The organism is Segatella copri (assembly GCF_002224675.1).
Taxonomy (GTDB): domain Bacteria; phylum Bacteroidota; class Bacteroidia; order Bacteroidales; family Bacteroidaceae; genus Prevotella; species Prevotella copri_U.
Window position 1 is genome coordinate 1 of record NZ_NMPZ01000008.1, and the last position, 17,132, is coordinate 17,132.

Below are 17,132 nucleotides of genomic sequence, written 5' to 3' on the forward strand. Positions count from 1 at the left end.
TCCAAGCCGTTGATGGTGAATATCTTCTGGCAGTCATTGTCGGTAAGAGCCAAAGTGGACTGGATCTCAGAGAACTTATCCTTGAACTTACTCTGGTCAAGCAGCATGAAGACATCAGAATTATTGATGATGGCCTCCTTAACGATAGGAGAGGAGGTGATATCCTGGATCTCCTGTGTGACCACTCCCACCATAGCCCAATGTTTTCTAGCCGTTTTATAGAGATACTTGATATAGCTCGCCATCACCGGTGTGGCTATGGCTTTCCATGCCTCTTCAATAACCAGACACTTTCTGCCCTTCTTGATTCTCATTTTCTGCGTGAACACATCCATGATGATCAGAACAATGATAGGGAAGAGAATAGGGTCATCCTTCACCTTGTCTATCTCGAAGACGATGAACTTTTCATCAAACAGCGTAGCATCCAGGTCATTATTCAGAATATGAGAACGTTCTCCACCTTTATAGAATGGCTTGAGAATGGCGGCAAAATCATGGATAGCAAACTCTATCTTCTGCTGAACGATAAGCTGAGGTATTCTCACCAGAGCGAACTCATAATAGGTATTGAAGGAGAGTTCAGAAACCTTGAGACTTCTTTTCTGGCGTTCAATCTTGTCAATCTTACGCTCGATGCGCTGGAGATAGTTTTTTTCCACGAGTTCCGGAGTCAAACGTTGGAGCTGGTGAAGGGCAGCTTGCTTTTCACCCTCTGTAGCTGCTGTATCTTCCACCACGGCCTGGAGCTTATTGACCAGACGCGAATTTCTCGAAGTCATGTCCTTTTCCTCAGACAATTGCTCATATCGATCCTCGAGCTCCTTTTCATATTGGTCATACTTGCCATTCTTTTTATCTTCCAGCAGAAGTATCTCCTTCATCTGCCTTCTTTCGTCCTTGCTGAAGTTATCAAAAGGATGGAAGTAGGCCTCATAATATTCCGTGATGGTCTGGTTGATGACCGTATCTTCAATCTTGCTTGGGTAGTCAGTTCCCTTGAAGAGTTGGAAAATCAGGCTTTTCAAGAAGTTCTTCTTCTCGCCAAAGTTCTCCTTATACTCAAGTTCTGAAATCTTGAACGGATTCATTGAAATCGGTTTTTCCTTGCTATAAGAGATATAAGACCCACCGAAGTAGTTGCAGATTCCCTCATAACTGTCACCGGTGTCCACGATGACCACGTCCGTATCCTGCTCATAATATTGTCGCATCACGGAGTTCATGAAGAAACTCTTACCGCTTCCAGATGGTCCCAGGACAAAGAAATTGGAGTTGTTGGTATATTTGACCTTACCTTCCTTGCCGGTGATGTCTATGGGTAGTGGCAAACCCTGCCGATCTGTGTAATAGCATTTCAGGGGTGAAGAGTCACCCTGTTGCTGGTGTTCCTTATACATCAGACAGAGAGCCGGTTCCGAGAGCGTCAGAAATCTGTCATATTCCTTATTAAGCCGGAAGCAATTACCAGGGAAGCTGCCAACGAAGAGTTCCAGTTGGTTATAAGCTCTCTTGGATATATGGATGCTATGTCTTGCGAAGAGGTTCTCCAAGGAATTGGTTATCTTTTGGAAATCCTTATCCCCAGAAATCTTAACCACCATGTTATAGTGGGCATAGACGAGCATCTTGCCGTTACGGACGATTTCAGACTGAACCTTTTCGATGTCCTCAACGGCAATCTGATTGTTGGGATTGGGAATGGAGGCATGACGGTTCTTTTTCTTATCCAGCTTCATGATTTCCCTTTTTTGGTTGGGAAGGAAGATCACCTGATTATACACCAGGGTATCAACTTCGGGAAGCGAGTCGATGGAAGAAAGCAAATCCTCGGAGAGAATACTGTTTCCTACCTGGCTTTCAGAATAGGGACGAAGCATGCCCGGCAAGCCAACCTGATCCACATCCAAAAGGCTATAGGCCTTGATATGGTGCTTTCCCATACCAATTTCCTCGCTGGTGACCTTGAAATCACTCATGGAAACTGTGGCGTTCTTGAAATCCATGGCAAAGAAACGGTCTGCATACCTCTTGCATTCTTCGGCCTTGAGAAAGGAACATTCCACATTGCTGACCTTCAACCTGTCATGGACCTTCTGGATTTTCACCAAGAAGTCCTTCCATTTGGCGGGATCATAACTGTGAATAGTTCCTTTCTTACCTTTTCTTGTAATCATCAGGAAGGTTTCATGAGCTACATAACTCCTTCCATGAAAGAACCTGAAATACGAATCAGAAAGGAAACGTTTGGAAATAGAGCTTTTTCCCTTGGCAGCAATGCTATTCATATCAAACTGCTTGCGAACGAAGACATCCTGCTTATGAAGGGCATAACCTTCCCCCAAAAGTTGCAGAATAGAAGAGAACAGGCTTATGAAATCGTAATAGCTATCTTTGGAAGCTGAATATTTTCTTATGGGATTTCTGATTTTAAGTATAGCGGTATAGTCCCCTCCCTTGGTATAGATGATTCCCATATCGTTCACATCTTCCACGCTGAAATAAATGTCCTCGAAGACCTTGGCTCTTTTTCCTCCAGTACCAAAGGCGCAAATGGAGATACCCATGCCTATAATCACTGCAATTAAGAGCATTACTACTGCGATTGCAACCATTTTACTGAATTATATATTGTTTTACTTAATAACTTTTTGAACGAGCAAAGATGAAAATACCCTTGGGTGCTTTCTTGCTGTGAAGTCCCTGATGCTGCTTCAGAAATATCATGGACCCTCCCACGCCTAAAAAGGTGGTAAGCAGGAGAAGTCCAGCCAGGAATCCCAACAGGATGTAGCCTATGAGAAATCCCAGGAGTCCTCCTCCCACAGCACCAGCAGCCCAGAAGATATACCTTCCTTTCAGACCCAGGAATTCAAGGGGTTTTTGAAGTCCCTTGAAAACCGGGTAGTCCTTGTATCGTTCCTGGTCTTTCTTGCCCATATGCCAAGATTAAAGACCGAAGAACAAAGGCAAACACTGAGCTGCGGCAATGAGGAAGATGCAGGCACCCACAATCATCATGATGCTCTTCTTGACATCCTGCTCCTCGTTGTTCATCTTTACATATACAGAAATAGCGCCAATCATGGCAACAATACCTGCGATGGCATAACAGAGGTTCGTAACGACGGGCACATATCGCTTCAAACTCTCGGTGGAAGTCTCAATAGCAGCAAGACCAGCATCCACATCCTGCGCGAAAGTAGTGATACTAACCATGAAAAGCATCATGGCCATCATACAGATACGAGGGTTCTTGACAAAAGCCTTTGCATTTTTTACTGTGGCAGCGGCGCCCTTCATTGCGCCGCCTGCCAGATTACTGAAAAGTTTATTCATTTTTTTCTTGAAAAATTAAATGATTATATAATTCTTTGACTAATTTATCTACCATAGGTGGTCAGTTACCCCATATTGGAATCCGAAGAATGACGGGAAAATAAAAGTGGCACATCCAAGAAAAATCAAACTTCCTATCAGAATGAGCACACTCTTGGCAAAACCGTCTTCACCAGTTTGCATCTTTATGTAGATATTGATGGCACAATAGAAGCTCAGGAGTGTTGCGATGGCATACATGAGCTGGGCTACATAAGAGCACATCGTGAGCACATAAGTGACCATATCATAAAGTCTTCCGGTGTTTCCGCTATAATCAGTGGTTCCACAATTGGCCATGGCCAGGTGGGAGATTGAAAGCAACAGCATTGCTATCGCCATAACTTTAGTATAATCCCTCATTTTGGATACTGTTTATATCGATACTCCACCTAAATTCTCGGCGAAACTATTGATGAATGCTTCGCCATCGATCATGTTTTGAAGGAAATCTTTGGAACTGATTTCCTCTTCAACGTCAGCCTTGCAGGTGATCATTTCCTTTTTCGCATTACTGATTCTTGCATACACCTCATTTACATCCATTTGCTCCACATCTTCCACAGTTATGGAAGCTGGTCGTTCCTGAGAAGATTCGATGGAGGTCACCCCAGTTTCACTGATTTCTGAAGACGAATGAAGGAAACTATCCTCATCCACATCTACAGGCTGTTCCTCTTCCAAAACTTGGGGAACATGATTTGTTGAGGTCTTGAAAACCTCCTCATCCGCCTTCTTTTCACTTGGCGCTATCTTCTTGAGATCTAAGACGATGATAATCGCATAATAGACTGCAAGAAGGAATGTCATTGTTAATGCAAATATGCTAAATGTTTCCATTGTTATTTGATTGATAAATTCCTGATTACGGGTGCAAAGGAACAGCTTTTTTAGCAGATAATACCTATTAAACTAATCAAATACGTTTTTTAACTAAAAACCGGTCATTTTGTCAAGTAAAACTCAAGAAAGTGTTAAAATGGAAACCTGTATGCTACTTGTGAATAATAGTAAAAGCTATTTTGATGATGATGATTCTAAAACTATCAACTTCTAAATAATGATATATAATAACTCCGTTTTTGTTCTGTCAGGTGAACCTCACTTTTTATCATATCAGACTTTGCACTTTTTACCACAGGCTTTTTTCTTTGCAAAGGTATGGCTGTCCTGGCAGACACCAAGCACCACCTCAAAAGGTTATACTGCTAAAAACTTGTTCAGCAGCCTTCCACAATCCAAGATTGGGTTTTCCAAAAAGTTTTTAGCCGCATTGCCTGGTTTTCTGCCCTGATAGGGACACCCATCTTTTTAGCACGAAAAAAGGCATAGTGGTAAAGGTTACGCTGGAATGTAATTAAAAAAAATCTCGGATTCTCCCAGAACAAAAGTCTTGAAAAGGCTGGGTTTCAGGAAATCTAGAATATAATTTTAATGTTGAACTTTTAAATAAAGCTTTTATGGAAAGAATGATTTCAGAAAAGGACAAGGAGTTTACGGATGTATTCTCACGTTTCGTTAATGGCAAGATGGGCAGTGCGCAGCTTACCGGTGAGGAATGGGCTAATGACCATCGTTATCTTGTAAATGAAAAATTCAAGGTGGTGATGGCATTTATTGACAAGCTAGCTTATTGCTATGAGCAGGGTTGGTATGACCCACGTGATGAGTGGGCATGCACATTGTCGGCATCCATCATGGAGCATTTGAAGGAGAAACAGCTGTATTATTCACAAATTAAAGATAGATAGGAAATGGCAAATTGGGCATCAACTAGTTATAGAATAGAAAGCAAGCAGAAAGACCTTCAGGAGATATATGACCTCTTCATGGAATTTAATGAGAACGGAAGAATCCCTTTCGATAATCTTACTGACAAGAATTGGGAAGGGAACATCGTCTGGGCTTTGGGAGGAGACACCAATAATTACTACCTCAGAGGATTCATCCAAAGTTGTGAAATTAGTGAGGGCATGCTCTCCATCGAGGCAGAAGAAGCATGGGGAGCATCTGATTTCCGCCATTTCCTAGAAAACCATTACAAGGACATGAAGGTATATTTCATGGTGGAAGAAGACGGTGACTGTGTTTATGCCACAAATGATTCAGAAGGCAAGTATTTCAGCTGCCGCTTTGTGGTTGATTCTTGTCTTGATGGGGCATATGACTATGAATGTTTCAATACGGAGAAAGAAGCCCTTCATTATATTGCTGAGCTTCTTGAGGTGGATTCCATATCAATGGAACAACTTGAGACCTGGCAGAAATATCACGAGAATGAGGAGGATTACTTATATTTCAATGAATATAAGATTGTTGCGTAGAATAGGTAACGGAGAGACTAACCACCTCTCCACAATATAAATAAGGTATGGAATACATAAATTTCGTCAAAAGGAAGGTGCAGCTGCATCATGAGATAGAGAATGCCATCAAGGAAATGATGATGGAAAAAGGTGTGACGGAGATAGACCTTTTAAAAGATGAGGAATCATTTGATGCAGGATGGCTCATAAGAAGCATTGGTGATACCAATGCACTCGAAGAAGTACTAGTGGCTAACATCAAAGTGGAGAATAACACCTTGTATTACAAGGGTAAAACCACTTGTGAGACAGATGAAGATTGGCAACTGATAGATGTGATCGATAATGTCCTGCTCGGTAGCATTGACACTGTTTATGATGCGGTTTTTCAGAGAATCAAATCAAACTTCTAAGAAAGGGAGCAAGGGGCTAAGTGCCTCTTGCTTTTTCGATCGGTGCTGCCTATATACTTTTGAGCGGTATATAGGCAGCACTATGTGGGTATCTCCGATAGAAGTTGAATGGATATGTATCATATCTAAGCCATATATCATTCGTAACTAAGATGTGTTACATTAAATTTAATTTAAAATTTTCCTTACCTTGCGCTTTTCTTAATCAAATATTGTATCTTTGCATAAGATAAGTTGCACTCGGCAATTTGAAAGCAAGCTTTCATTGCGCTCGTTTGCATTATCTTTGCAACAAGGTGGATACTATAGCTACAAACATCAACATCGAGGATATGAGAAGTTTTTTATTCATCGTATTAATATTGATAAGCATTATGATGGAAGCAAAGATTCGCAAACCTGCAGTAGCAGGTAGTTTTTATGCTGACGATGCCAAGGAGCTTCGCCAGGATGTGAGAGATTGTTTCTCTCAGTGCAAGAATCCTGTCATGGAACATGTACAAGCCGTTATCGTACCCCATGCAGGTTATGTGTTTTCTGGAGTAACGGCAGCATCAGCTTTTGCTGCCATCCATCCGGAGGCAGAATATGAGCATATCTTTCTTCTGGGACCAAGCCATCATGTTTATCTGGGCAAGGCTTCTATTAATGAAGGTGCTTCTGCCTACGCCACACCTTTGGGAGAAGTAGCTGTAGATACAGCCCTTTGCAGGGATTTGATGGCTAAAAGTGATGCCTTTACCTATGTACCAGCAGCACATGAGAGTGAACATTGCCTGGAGGTGGAACTGCCATTCCTGCAATACCACATGAAGAAGATGCCGCCAATCGTTCCAATTATCATTGCGACTCAGGAACTCAGTACACTAAAGGAGATTGCCAGCTGCCTGAAACCTTATCTGAACGAAAGAAATCTTTTCGTTATCAGCAGCGACTTCTCTCATTATCCTGCCTATATGGATGCCAAACTGGTGGATGGACTCACCAAAGACAGCATCATGACAGGAAAGACAGAGGCTTTTGTTAATGCCACACTGCATAATCAGGAACTCAATATCGGCAATTTGGCAACGAGTGCCTGTGGCATGGCTCCTATTGCCACCTTGCTGATGATGACAGAAAAGAATGCAGGGATTCATCCACATCACATCATGTACTGCAACTCCGGTGATTCACCATACGGAGGAAAAGACAAGGTGGTGGGCTATCATTCTTTTGTATTTACCACTCAAGCTGCCAGCTTTGAATTGACTCAAGATGATAAGAAGATGCTTAAGTCTATCGCTTATCATACCATCGAGGCTTCTCTTGAGGGAAAAAAGTATGAGCCTAGCGGACTATCTTATATGCTAAAGACCCACTGCGGTGCCTTTGTTTCTCTGCATAAGAAGGGGAGATTAAGAGGTTGCATCGGTCATTTTGGTGAAGATATGCCATTATATCAGACTGTGGTACAGATGGCTAAGGCGGCAGCCTTTGAAGATCCCCGCTTTTATGGGGTTACATTGGATGAACTGGATGATATCGATATTGAAATCTCCGTGCTCACTCCGATGAAGCGTATCCATAGCATTGATGAATTTCAATTGGGCAAACAGGGTATTTTCATGCGCAAGGGATATCATACGGGTACCTTCCTTCCACAAGTTGCTGATGAAGTAGCGTGGTCGAAGGAGGAATTCCTGGGCCATTGCGCTCAGGACAAAGCTGGAATAGGATGGGATGGCTGGAAGACGGCAGAACTATATACCTATGAAGCCATCGTATTCTAGTGGCTAGATGATTACAAATATTCTAAATCTTTAGATATGATGAAGGAATGCAGATTTTACAAGAAGCTGGATGGGGTAGGGAGGTATGCAGCCAATACGGTAATGTGTGAACTTTGCCCTCATTGCTGCGTCATCTCGGAAGGCAGGCATGGGAAATGCGGCAGCAGATGGAATTTTGAAGGGAGGCTTTACTCTGTGGTCTATGGCAAGCCCTGTGCCTTGGCTGATGACCCTATTGAGAAGAAACCCTTGAATGAGTTTCATCCGGGAACCCGCTGCCTGTCTCTGTCCTGTACAGGTTGTAACTTCCGCTGTCTCAACTGTCAGAACCATGACATCTCTCAGGTGCTTCCATCTAATGTTGACTTCTATGAGCTGTCTCCTCTGGAAATTGTAGAGATCGCCGTCAAGCATCATCTGCCAGGTATCGCCTTTACCTATACAGAGCCGCTTACCTACTATGAATATATCTATGACATAGCTCAGGAAGCGCATAAGAGAGGACTCTGGAATATTCTGGTATCAGCAGGTTACATCAACCCGGACCCCTTGAAAGAGATTGTATCTTTCATAGATGCAGCCAATATCGACCTCAAGGCTTTCTCCGATGAAGTATATCAGAAACAATGTGGCGGTCATTTGCAGCCAGTTCTTGACACTCTTCTTACAATCAAGGAAGCTGGAGTACATCTGGAGATAACAAACCTCTTGATTCCAGGAGTGAATGATGATGAAGGTATGATAAGGGATATGTGCAGATGGCTCAAAGATCATGGCTTTGACGATTGCCCTCTTCATTTCAGCAGATTCTTTCCTCAATATAGGATGAAAGATTCTATACCTACTCCAAGAGAAACCTTATATCTAGCCCGTAGGATTGCAGAGGAAGAAGGAATCAATAAGGTATATTTAGGGAATATTTAAAATAAAAATAATTGATAGAAATGAACAAAACAGCATTTATTACAGGAGCCAACAAAGGTATTGGCTTTGGAATCAGTAAGTATCTTGGTCTAGGTGGCTGGGATATCATCATCGGCGCTCGTAACGAAGCGAGAGCTTTGGAGGCAATGAGTAAGTTGAAGGGAGCAGGATGTACTGTACTTGGTTGGGTGAATATTGAACTCGGCGATCTCGATAGCATCAGTCTGGCAGCTAAGGAAATCAAGGAAAAGTATCCTTCGCTCAATCTCCTTGTGAACAATGCAGGCATCCCAGGAGACATGTCCAAGACCAGTTGGGAGACAGACATGAAGGATATCAAGGAGACAACAGACGTGAACTACTTTGGAACCCTGGCAATTACTCAGGCACTTCTCCCTCTTATCAAGACTAACGAAGGTAGAATCGTCAATATTACGGTTCCAAGCGAGATCAGTCCCTACTGGCATCCATTGGCATACGTGGCTAGCAAGGCTGCCCAGAATGCCATGATGGGAGTAATGGCAATGGAGTTTAAACAGAACAACATCCCGGTAGAGATTTTCAGCGTACATCCTGGTCCTACTACCACAGATTTGAACGGCAACATGGCTTTACCTGGTTTCCATACGATTGAAACTGTAGGCGAGAAGTTTGCCGAACTCATCAATGATGGAAAATCCCACAACGGTGAATTCATAGAATTGTACCCTATTGTGAAGGAAGATTAAGAACATATCTCTTCGAGGGTAAAAAAATAGCACAGAAAAAATTAAGAGGGTGTGTCATAAGTCCATGGCACACCCTCTGTTTTATTTTCAAGAATATACTTGGCCCCAAGCATCTATACTCCTCAAGGCAAGATACATTTTAGACACAATATAACACTTGTTAATATTTTACTTTATCATCAAATTCCACATGTACTTCCAGGTTGAACTCACGGACATATATGAGGTCGTATAATGAGAAGTAACAATGATCATACAGATTATGAAAGGGCTGTATAAGATGCAGGTCTTTCGACCATTCTCTATCCAGTCCCTCATTCCAATTGTCGTTCTCAATCTCCATCCCCAACCAATTCTCCAATTTCTCATTGATATTTTGCTCAGAAGGACGCTCACTACTGAATCGGAGCGGCCATGCGCATCCCTCATCATAGAGTGTAATGTAACCTCCATATGTGAGAGCATCCCACACCTGTTTTGCCGTTTCTGTCTGAATGGGGTGATGTGCAGGATATTCGTAACCAAGGAATATCTTTCCTTCCACCTCAAAATCTCCAGAAATGTCCTTACGATGCAGGTATTCTTGATAAACTGTCATCGTCCGGTGATAAAGCTGCGTACATGCCTTTCGAAGTGCGTCATTGAAACCGATGAGGAGTTGCTTCGTCTCATCGTCATATACATTCAATTGCCATAGTACGTTGCAACGCTTTTCGAGCAAGTGCTTCATCACAAACTTTTCTTTATCAGAGTATTGACAATACTCGTTTATTCTTGCAATGTCTTTCTCCAACATGACAATGCGAGAGTCTTCAAATACATCTTTTATGTTCATATCTTAATCCCATAAATTACTGTTATACTTATAGAAAAACTTAATTTCTTTATTCGTTAAGAATCTTAATGGCTTTGTTGGCCAGCTCTGCAGTAATGCCATCATACGGATTGGTCAGGATGAAGTGTGGCAGTTGCGAATCCTGTATCACGTATTCATCATCGATAATAACATACCGACCTTCATCTTGGAGATTGTCAGCTATCCATGATGCGATTTCCACTCCTTTCCATTGGGTGTGTGCGGGATTCATTTCATCAAGGTTGGCATTGAGTAGCATGTTGTCAGTGGCAGAAGACGGAGTTATATCAATAACTTTGCCGGGCATGTTTCTGTCGCTCCACATCTGTTGCATAGCCTCTAACCCAAGATATTTCCACGATGATTCTATTACGATATCAGCATTGGTCTCTTCTACTATTCTCTTAAGTTCAGCCACTGTCTCCGGGTCGAAGAAAGCTCCATACTTGTCTTTCCTGGATTTCCCATGATACATAAGCAAGTTCTGGTTGTACTCAGTATTCAGTACACCGTCAAAATCGAGAAAAATTATCTTCTTCATGCACATTATTTTATTGGATAATGAGAGATGTACTAATCCAAAAAGAGTGCTTCACGGTATGAACCCGTGAAAGCAACTCCCTTGTAGTGCTATTGTCATTTTTGTAACAAAAAACAATAAAATGAGTTGTAAGAGTTATAGTAGTTTCCTGGCAATCCAAGCACAAGCCTCTGCGTCAGCCAGGGCATTATGGTGTTGGGTTAGGTCGTACCCGCAATAGGCAGCTACAGTTTGTAGCTGGTGGTTGGGTAGGAGAGATCCCAACTTTCTTCTGGAGGCACGACAGGTGCAATGGAACTCATAATCGGAATAGTCCATCTGATACATTTGGAACACAGACTTCAGGCACCCCTCATCGAAGGGTGAGTTGTGGGCTACCAATGGCAGTCCCTCTATCTTTGACTGAATCTCAGCCCATACCTCTGGAAACACCCTGGCGTTCATGGTATCCTCCATGGTAAGTCCATGCACCCTAGTATTCCAATAGGAATAATACTCAGGTTCGGGTTTGATGAGACTGTAGTAGCTATCCACAATCTCACCATCCCTTACTATCACAATGCCTACGGAGCAAACGCTTGTGCGTTGCTGGTTGGCAGTCTCAAAATCTATCGCTGCAAAATTCTTCATGAGTGCAAAGTTACTAATTATAGATGTATTATCCAAATTTTTAATATTTATATATCCATACTGGTATGCCCTTTTCCTTGGCAATTTCTATCATGTTCTTGGTTCCATGAGATTTGCCATCCCAAAAAGCAACAAGATGTGTTGCCGTAACAAGCATGTTCATGTTCCTAAGGATTCCTGCCATCCTCGGATACTTATCCCAATTCGCAGGGTATAGGACCATTGTTAGCTTATGCTCCTTGGCGTATTTGATGCCTAAGTTGTCTGCACCATCTGCCATCCCTGAAATGATTTCTATTGGGTGAGCGTCCAAGTCTCCCAAAGATTCGAAAGTCTCATCAAACTTTTCTTTCAAAAACTCATAGTTGTCAAAGTCACGTTCTCCCGCTACAATCACCTTGTAACTATTGAGATACTTTGTCTTGATGGCATGTTTGATGGCTTCTTTGTCCATCTTGCCATTTGATAATTCTTTGCCCATATTCATGTTTGCTCATTAAATTTTCTGCAAAATTAGATAAAACGTGAGAAAAATCATTGCGCATGAAAAAAGTTTTTGTTGTGTGAAAGGAAATTACACAGGTGTGGGCTACCTTTGCACCAGAATAATTAAAATTGATATACAATGGAAAAGTTTGATATTGATAAAGAAATGGCGAAGTTTAAAGGACTGAACATTATCGAAAAATGCTCGGCTTTAGACGATTTGCTTGATGATTTGGAAGATGCCCAAGAGCAGATTATCTGTGCCAAGGATGAGATTTCCGAAGAATACGCCAACGTTTTTACGAAGAAGTTCCACGAGGAGATAGCTTCCTTTATAGCGGAAACCTTCGATGGCAAGATTCCATATGTTGAAAAATATGGTTATAAAATCATGTATGACAACATGCCCATTTACATAACCTTTTTTTGTATTTATGGTGAATGGTCTATTTGTCTTTTTGATAAGAGTGGAAGTACAAAACATCTGATAAAACTTGCAGGTGTTTTAGGTGTCAATATAACAGGGAATGAGGCATCTTTGAACTTAGAAGTTACAGAGAAAGATTTGCTTTCCAAGGTGAAGCAAATCCTGTTACTCTCAGACACCTACGAAAAATGAATCTTTCATCAGGTAAGATTCTTATTTCATAAATCGAACATATAACTTAAAAATAAAGCATAATGAACAAAACTATAAAAGAGCAATTGGATAAGATGGAAAACCGTTTGGACGAGGCTCTAGATAATGACTTCTTCAATGATCCCGAGTTTGACTTGGATGACTTCCAACCAGAGGTTTGTTCCATTGAGAGAGAGCTGAATGAGATATTGGAGTTCAATCGTGAACATCTTCAATTTCCGGAGTTGGAGCAGATTTGTTCCATCCAGAAGAAAATCAAGCAGGTGAAGGATGAGTATGAATTCTATGATCCAGAGTATGAGAGAAGCGTCATGTTCCCAAATGGTGAGGATGAGGAAGAGGATGATTTCGCCTTCTAAATATAGACAAGTATGGAAAATAGACCTTATTTGAGAACCATATTGGGAGGAACGGATTTTAGAAGTCTTTCCCTCATGGAGAAAATTGTATGTATTAATGTAGTGCTATTATGGTTATGCAAACGTCGTGTAAAAAAGATATGGAGAAGTATATATTTTTAGATTTTGATGGAGTAATCAATACTCCAAAAGGTAAGTTTGATAAAAACGCTGTGACAAATTTACGCCGCTTGTTGGAAAGAACTGATGCTAAGGTCGTCATTTCTTCCACTTGGCGATTGCAAGGCATGGAGTACATACAGCAATTATGGCAGGAATACCAATTGCCTGGCGAAGTTATAGATTTGACCCCTTCTTGCAATTCCACTAACTTTAGCAATGTAGATGGGCAGGAGGAATGGCAAGGCTTACATGGGTGTAAAGGCTTGGAGATTGCAGAATGGTTGAGATTGAACGCCAAAGAGCCTTATCAATATATAATTCTTGATGATGAGGAAGATTTTCTGTTTTCTCAACGAGAACATCTTGTAAAAGTTGAAGGTAGCAAAGGTCTTGATAAGGCTGATGTGAGAGTTGCAATTCAAATCTTAAATACCAAAGAGATCAGTCAAATGAAACGTTGGTTTTATGGTGCTCTAAAATTTATTGCGCTTTATATCCTTATGGTGATGGTTTTCATGGCTTATTTTTACTGGTATCCAGAAAAGGAGATAAATAACATGAATCGTTGTGCCCTTATGTACCATGAGTGTTTGCGTAATCATTTTCATTGGCAAAAATAACAACTTCTACAATAATTTATATGGAATTTCGTTTCTAAGATAAACAATTATAGTTAATAATGTGATGAATGATATAATCAATATTCTAAACCAAGTTCGAATAGTTTCACAAAAAATAAAAGAACAAAGAAAAGAAAAGTTTGAGCGTGGTGAAAACTTTAATATTTTCAATGATTTAGGCTTCATGTCCGATGAAGTCCATCTACACTCTATGTTTTTGGCAAACCTGCTGAACCCTAAAGGAAGTCATGGACAAAGAGGAAAATTCCTTGAGGCGTTTTTGAAAATGCTACAAAAATCGTTTCCTGCGATATCTGCAGATAGTTTAGAATTAGACACGGCTATCGCTTCTGTAGGAGTAGAGAAATATATAGGTAGGCAGACAGATAGTGAAGGCGGCAGAATAGATATTTATCTTACCGATGGCAAGCATAGTATTATTATAGAAAATAAAATCAATGCTGGTGACCAACATCATCAGATGCTAAGATACTGGAATTATGGAATGTCACAAAAAGGAGACGATACGGAAAAATCATTTGTATTGATTTACTTGACATTGGATGGTTGTTCTCCTTCAAAAGACTCTTTGGGTGAAGACTTAAAGGAAAATGATATAGTTTGCCTATCCTATAAGAGTGATATTAGAGGATGGCTTGATCGTTGCGTGGAGTTGGCTGCAAGAACTCCGCTCGTGAGAGAAACGATCAATCAATATATTAGTACTATTGACATATTAACAAATAACGTTATGGAAGATAATAAGGAACTATTAGATATTTTAAGCAAAGAAGAAAATTTAGATGCAATTTATGATATTGCAAACAATAAAAATATTGTTGTAAACAGATTTATAAACGAAGTGTTTATTCCTAAATTAAGAGATTTAGCTGAAAGCAAAGGGTTGACTATGGGAGATAATTGTACAGAGAATTGGATGGAAGAATCGTGGGCAGGAGCATCATTTTATAATCCAAAATGGAAGTATCTTAAACTTGCTTTCGAGTTTGAACATAAAGGCTTAGATTTTTTAATCTTTGGCTTTCGACCAAAAGATGAAGATGGTGTCAAGCGTGAAGATGTAAAAGACTGGGAAAAAGTTCAAAAAAACTATTCCACAAAAGATGTCAATAATCAATGTTGGATTTGGAAAGATTTTAATGGAAATCAATATTGGGATAATGCCTCAGGGATAAAAGACTTACTGAACGGTAAAACTTTAAATGATTTCTCAATAATGTTTGACGAAGCTATAGATAGTGTCAAGGGACTGGATATTTAGTCCCTTGACAAAAGAACATTAATGGGTTGCCTTTCAAAGATACTTACTTGCAAGTTTTTTTATCCGCTCCTTCACCTCTTCTCTTAGCCATTGAGGTTCCAACACTTCCATGGTATCCATGTTAGAGAAAATTTCTTGCTCGAAATCAAACTCTGGTTTCAGGTGATACTCAAAGATGGAGTATTCATCGGTACGCTTCATTTCCTTTTGAGACTCATGGAGAGGAAGATTACGTATGTAGTTGCTCTGGAAGGCATCTACCTTGAGCACCACCTTCTGAACTTCGGAATCCTCGTTATTGATGATTCCGAAGCAATCCTTGAAATATTCGGCCGGTTCCAAATCCTTTGGCATCTTGAAAATTTTGTCTGAGATGATGACATTCTCCATACGGTCAAGTGCATAGCAACGGATATCGTTCGTGCCAGGACTATATGCGACCACATACCAACGTTTCTTGAAAGCCTTCACGAAATAAGGATGGATGTCAAACTCATAATACTTCTCGTTATAGTAGCTGTAGTAAGAGATGAATATGACGTGGTTGTCGCGCATCGCCTTGATGATATCCTCCAGGAAGTTTCTGCCAGATGGCATGTCCTCCAGGAGAACTCTCTCCTTGAGTTTGCGACTGTTGCCCACCATGGCGTTGAGTGAGAAGGCGTTGAGTAACCAGTTCCTGGTGCTTCCTTCCTCGAAGCAATTGCCATACTCTATGTGATAACGGAATCCGCTACTACATTCGATGTTAATCTCAAACAGTTCCTCAATGGCATGGAGATTGTTGATGAAGGTACGGCGAGAAAGTTCCGTTCCCTCACTGAGGTCAGAGTCCAACCATCTGCTTTGAATCTCCTTCAGGGTAATGCCACCCCTGTTCCTTGCTCGATGAATGGTCTCTACGAGCCAGACATATTTGTTCAATTGATTGATAGCCATATTCTATACTTTTAAATTTTGGCACAAATATAATGAAAAAGTGAGAAATAATGTTGCACAGTTGCCAATTATTTTAGTAAGAACTCTATCATTTCGTCGTATTTGGCGAAAAATACACTTTCCTTCATCTTGCATAGTTTGGCATCTCTTCCTAGCAGGTAACTAAAGTACTCCCAAAATTGTTTCCTATGATGCATAAATTTTGTGGCAAAGGTACATATTTCCTGTGTAAAATGTTGTCACACTTAAAATATTTTTTAGGTGTGCAGTAATTTTTCCTATTTTCAGACTACCTTTGTGTCATAGATGTAAAGTAACAAAAAATTATGGAACAAACTAAACACGGAATATCGGTAAAACGCCGTATCTATTCCTTTCCAATGAAAGGAGAGAGCAGGGCAGAGGCAATCTGCCGATCTTTTAGGCAATACACCCTGGTGGATTGGACAAAATATAATAAGGTGTCTATGCGAATCGTCACCTCTGTAAAATATCCTTTGCTGATGGGAGAACTGACTCAACTTATATCAGTGTCACAATCATTTATGGACACAACAAAGGTGGATCTTGTAAAGGAGACATTGGGCACAAGTGAAGAACAACTATTGTTAATCATTCAAGCATATGAAGATGAATCAATGGGTTGACTTTGACACAGGTGATGAAGCTCAAAGTGAGTATGTTTTTTCCTATATGGGAAAGACATATAGCATAGAACTCAGTTTGAGTATTGGCTTTGGCGATATATGGTTTGCGAATTTGTACTCAGTGACCGGTGATAAGAAACAAAAATGTGTATCAAACATCAAAATTCCAACTTGTGATTTTGACGAACTCTCTTGGTTGAAACAATACTTGGAGAAACGAATGGATATGCTCTTGCTAGAGCTAAAAAATGAAGTCTCATCCGTCAGCTTCGAGCCAGAGGACATTGCCGGCTTACCCATATCTTCAGACGATAAAATCAAACTGCTTGACATGTTGCATGGTTTATGGTTTGATGTTTACAAAGTGTGCCAGGAAAAATAAGAAAACAGGTTTCGTATCACTTAAAAAAATAAAATAGGAAGCCAATGCAAAAAATGTGGTCGGAAGA

General features: G+C 40.7%; 22 protein-coding genes. 12 read left to right on the forward strand and 10 right to left on the reverse strand.

What is annotated here, in order from left to right; genetic code table 11:
• From CFT61_RS06165 to CFT61_RS06185, 5 genes are all read right to left on the reverse strand, one after another.
• A partial coding sequence (locus CFT61_RS06165) for a helicase HerA domain-containing protein (protein ID WP_089543593.1) occupies window positions 1-2,615 on the reverse strand: 2,615 nt, incomplete at its 3' end.
• A 25-nt stretch (window positions 2,616-2,640) separates the two neighbouring features.
• On the reverse strand, window positions 2,641-2,940 hold the full coding sequence (locus tag CFT61_RS06170; protein ID WP_089543594.1) for a DUF4133 domain-containing protein: 300 nt from the start codon (window positions 2,938-2,940) through the stop codon (window positions 2,641-2,643).
• Between the two features lie 9 nt (window positions 2,941-2,949).
• Window positions 2,950-3,339 (reverse strand): DUF4134 domain-containing protein, encoded by a 390-nt coding sequence (locus CFT61_RS06175; protein ID WP_437176821.1) that lies wholly within the window; start codon window positions 3,337-3,339, stop codon window positions 2,950-2,952.
• A 48-nt stretch (window positions 3,340-3,387) separates the two neighbouring features.
• Window positions 3,388-3,720, reverse strand: a complete 333-nt coding sequence (locus tag CFT61_RS06180; protein WP_254918884.1) for a DUF4134 family protein — start codon at window positions 3,718-3,720, stop codon at window positions 3,388-3,390.
• A 33-nt stretch (window positions 3,721-3,753) separates the two neighbouring features.
• Window positions 3,754-4,218, reverse strand: a complete 465-nt coding sequence (locus tag CFT61_RS06185) for a hypothetical protein (RefSeq protein ID WP_217899083.1) — start codon at window positions 4,216-4,218, stop codon at window positions 3,754-3,756.
• Between the two features lie 620 nt (window positions 4,219-4,838).
• Here CFT61_RS06185 and CFT61_RS06190 point away from each other — a divergent pair.
• From CFT61_RS06190 to CFT61_RS06215, 6 genes are all read left to right on the forward strand, one after another.
• Window positions 4,839-5,129 carry a sulfide:quinone reductase gene (locus CFT61_RS06190; protein ID WP_089543597.1) on the forward strand — a complete coding sequence of 97 codons (291 nt, stop codon included), beginning with the start codon at window positions 4,839-4,841 and terminating at the stop codon, window positions 5,127-5,129.
• Window positions 5,130-5,132: 3 nt separating this feature from the next.
• On the forward strand, window positions 5,133-5,702 hold the full coding sequence (locus CFT61_RS06195; RefSeq protein ID WP_176425519.1) for a hypothetical protein: 570 nt from the start codon (window positions 5,133-5,135) through the stop codon (window positions 5,700-5,702).
• A 47-nt stretch (window positions 5,703-5,749) separates the two neighbouring features.
• Window positions 5,750-6,097, forward strand: a complete 348-nt coding sequence (locus tag CFT61_RS06200) for a hypothetical protein (protein ID WP_089543598.1) — start codon at window positions 5,750-5,752, stop codon at window positions 6,095-6,097.
• A 374-nt stretch (window positions 6,098-6,471) separates the two neighbouring features.
• The gene (amrB, locus tag CFT61_RS06205; protein ID WP_254918885.1) at window positions 6,472-7,869 is read left to right on the forward strand and encodes an AmmeMemoRadiSam system protein B; all 1,398 of its coding nucleotides are present in this window, start codon (window positions 6,472-6,474) and stop codon (window positions 7,867-7,869) included.
• A gap of 36 nt (window positions 7,870-7,905) precedes the next feature.
• Window positions 7,906-8,793 carry an AmmeMemoRadiSam system radical SAM enzyme gene (amrS, locus tag CFT61_RS06210; protein WP_254918886.1) on the forward strand — a complete coding sequence of 296 codons (888 nt, stop codon included), beginning with the start codon at window positions 7,906-7,908 and terminating at the stop codon, window positions 8,791-8,793.
• Window positions 8,794-8,813: 20 nt separating this feature from the next.
• Entirely contained in the window at window positions 8,814-9,521 is a 708-nt protein-coding gene (locus CFT61_RS06215; RefSeq protein WP_089543599.1) for an SDR family NAD(P)-dependent oxidoreductase, read from the forward strand.
• A 160-nt stretch (window positions 9,522-9,681) separates the two neighbouring features.
• Here the strand turns inward: CFT61_RS06215 and CFT61_RS06220 are convergent, their stop codons facing one another.
• The 4 genes from CFT61_RS06220 to CFT61_RS06235 all read right to left on the reverse strand — a co-directional run bounded on the left by CFT61_RS06220 (window position 9,682) and on the right by CFT61_RS06235 (window position 12,029).
• On the reverse strand, window positions 9,682-10,356 hold the full coding sequence (locus CFT61_RS06220; RefSeq protein ID WP_089543600.1) for a hypothetical protein: 675 nt from the start codon (window positions 10,354-10,356) through the stop codon (window positions 9,682-9,684).
• A 49-nt stretch (window positions 10,357-10,405) separates the two neighbouring features.
• Complete coding sequence (locus CFT61_RS06225; protein ID WP_142990571.1) at window positions 10,406-10,918, reverse strand: HAD domain-containing protein; 513 nt, start codon at window positions 10,916-10,918, stop codon at window positions 10,406-10,408.
• 135 nt (window positions 10,919-11,053) lie between these two features.
• Window positions 11,054-11,548 (reverse strand): 3'-5' exonuclease, encoded by a 495-nt coding sequence (locus tag CFT61_RS06230; RefSeq protein ID WP_089543602.1) that lies wholly within the window; start codon window positions 11,546-11,548, stop codon window positions 11,054-11,056.
• A 40-nt stretch (window positions 11,549-11,588) separates the two neighbouring features.
• Complete coding sequence (locus CFT61_RS06235; RefSeq protein WP_176425520.1) at window positions 11,589-12,029, reverse strand: DUF2493 domain-containing protein; 441 nt, start codon at window positions 12,027-12,029, stop codon at window positions 11,589-11,591.
• 144 nt (window positions 12,030-12,173) lie between these two features.
• On the opposite strand from CFT61_RS06235, the gene CFT61_RS06240 reads away from it, so the two are divergent.
• The 4 genes from CFT61_RS06240 (at window position 12,174) to CFT61_RS06255 (ending at window position 15,097) form a co-directional block, all read left to right on the forward strand.
• Window positions 12,174-12,653 carry a hypothetical protein gene (locus CFT61_RS06240; RefSeq protein WP_089543604.1) on the forward strand — a complete coding sequence of 160 codons (480 nt, stop codon included), beginning with the start codon at window positions 12,174-12,176 and terminating at the stop codon, window positions 12,651-12,653.
• A 62-nt stretch (window positions 12,654-12,715) separates the two neighbouring features.
• Window positions 12,716-13,033, forward strand: a complete 318-nt coding sequence (locus CFT61_RS06245; RefSeq protein ID WP_089543605.1) for a hypothetical protein — start codon at window positions 12,716-12,718, stop codon at window positions 13,031-13,033.
• A 140-nt stretch (window positions 13,034-13,173) separates the two neighbouring features.
• The gene (locus tag CFT61_RS06250) at window positions 13,174-13,815 is read left to right on the forward strand and encodes an HAD domain-containing protein (RefSeq protein ID WP_142990572.1); all 642 of its coding nucleotides are present in this window, start codon (window positions 13,174-13,176) and stop codon (window positions 13,813-13,815) included.
• 64 nt (window positions 13,816-13,879) lie between these two features.
• Window positions 13,880-15,097 carry a PD-(D/E)XK nuclease family protein gene (locus tag CFT61_RS06255; protein ID WP_089543607.1) on the forward strand — a complete coding sequence of 406 codons (1,218 nt, stop codon included), beginning with the start codon at window positions 13,880-13,882 and terminating at the stop codon, window positions 15,095-15,097.
• Between the two features lie 33 nt (window positions 15,098-15,130).
• Here the strand turns inward: CFT61_RS06255 and CFT61_RS06260 are convergent, their stop codons facing one another.
• Window positions 15,131-16,036: a helix-turn-helix transcriptional regulator gene (locus CFT61_RS06260; RefSeq protein WP_089543608.1), complete on the reverse strand. Its 906-nt coding sequence runs from the start codon at window positions 16,034-16,036 to the stop codon at window positions 15,131-15,133.
• Between the two features lie 326 nt (window positions 16,037-16,362).
• Here CFT61_RS06260 and CFT61_RS06265 point away from each other — a divergent pair, with 326 nt between their 5' ends.
• Together CFT61_RS06265 and CFT61_RS06270 are read left to right on the forward strand one after the other, a co-directional pair.
• Complete coding sequence (locus tag CFT61_RS06265; RefSeq protein ID WP_142990573.1) at window positions 16,363-16,683, forward strand: hypothetical protein; 321 nt, start codon at window positions 16,363-16,365, stop codon at window positions 16,681-16,683.
• Window positions 16,661-17,065 carry a hypothetical protein gene (locus CFT61_RS06270; protein WP_142990574.1) on the forward strand — a complete coding sequence of 135 codons (405 nt, stop codon included), beginning with the start codon at window positions 16,661-16,663 and terminating at the stop codon, window positions 17,063-17,065. The genes CFT61_RS06265 and CFT61_RS06270 overlap by 23 nt, the downstream gene beginning before the upstream one ends.
• Window positions 17,066-17,132: the final 67 nt, after the last annotated feature.

Bases quoted from the DNA above. Each gene is read 5' to 3' on its own strand.
- CFT61_RS06170 (WP_089543594.1), bottom strand. From the start codon at position 2,940: ATGGGCAAGAAAGACCAGGAACGATACAAGGACTACCCGGTTTTCAAG.
- CFT61_RS06175 (WP_437176821.1), bottom strand. From the start codon at position 3,339: ATGAATAAACTTTTCAGTAATCTGGCAGGCGGCGCAATGAAGGGCGCC.
- CFT61_RS06180 (WP_254918884.1), bottom strand. From the start codon at position 3,720: ATGGCGATAGCAATGCTGTTGCTTTCAATCTCCCACCTGGCCATGGCC.
- CFT61_RS06185 (WP_217899083.1), bottom strand. From the start codon at position 4,218: ATGGAAACATTTAGCATATTTGCATTAACAATGACATTCCTTCTTGCA.
- CFT61_RS06190 (WP_089543597.1), top strand. From the start codon at position 4,839: ATGGAAAGAATGATTTCAGAAAAGGACAAGGAGTTTACGGATGTATTC.
- CFT61_RS06195 (WP_176425519.1), top strand. From the start codon at position 5,133: ATGGCAAATTGGGCATCAACTAGTTATAGAATAGAAAGCAAGCAGAAA.
- CFT61_RS06200 (WP_089543598.1), top strand. From the start codon at position 5,750: ATGGAATACATAAATTTCGTCAAAAGGAAGGTGCAGCTGCATCATGAG.
- amrB (WP_254918885.1), top strand. From the start codon at position 6,472: ATGATGGAAGCAAAGATTCGCAAACCTGCAGTAGCAGGTAGTTTTTAT.
- amrS (WP_254918886.1), top strand. From the start codon at position 7,906: ATGATGAAGGAATGCAGATTTTACAAGAAGCTGGATGGGGTAGGGAGG.
- CFT61_RS06215 (WP_089543599.1), top strand. From the start codon at position 8,814: ATGAACAAAACAGCATTTATTACAGGAGCCAACAAAGGTATTGGCTTT.
- CFT61_RS06220 (WP_089543600.1), bottom strand. From the start codon at position 10,356: ATGAACATAAAAGATGTATTTGAAGACTCTCGCATTGTCATGTTGGAG.
- CFT61_RS06225 (WP_142990571.1), bottom strand. From the start codon at position 10,918: ATGAAGAAGATAATTTTTCTCGATTTTGACGGTGTACTGAATACTGAG.
- CFT61_RS06230 (WP_089543602.1), bottom strand. From the start codon at position 11,548: ATGAAGAATTTTGCAGCGATAGATTTTGAGACTGCCAACCAGCAACGC.
- CFT61_RS06235 (WP_176425520.1), bottom strand. From the start codon at position 12,029: ATGGGCAAAGAATTATCAAATGGCAAGATGGACAAAGAAGCCATCAAA.
- CFT61_RS06240 (WP_089543604.1), top strand. From the start codon at position 12,174: ATGGAAAAGTTTGATATTGATAAAGAAATGGCGAAGTTTAAAGGACTG.
- CFT61_RS06245 (WP_089543605.1), top strand. From the start codon at position 12,716: ATGAACAAAACTATAAAAGAGCAATTGGATAAGATGGAAAACCGTTTG.
- CFT61_RS06250 (WP_142990572.1), top strand. From the start codon at position 13,174: ATGGAGAAGTATATATTTTTAGATTTTGATGGAGTAATCAATACTCCA.
- CFT61_RS06255 (WP_089543607.1), top strand. From the start codon at position 13,880: ATGAATGATATAATCAATATTCTAAACCAAGTTCGAATAGTTTCACAA.
- CFT61_RS06260 (WP_089543608.1), bottom strand. From the start codon at position 16,036: ATGGCTATCAATCAATTGAACAAATATGTCTGGCTCGTAGAGACCATT.
- CFT61_RS06265 (WP_142990573.1), top strand. From the start codon at position 16,363: ATGGAACAAACTAAACACGGAATATCGGTAAAACGCCGTATCTATTCC.
- CFT61_RS06270 (WP_142990574.1), top strand. From the start codon at position 16,661: ATGAAGATGAATCAATGGGTTGACTTTGACACAGGTGATGAAGCTCAA.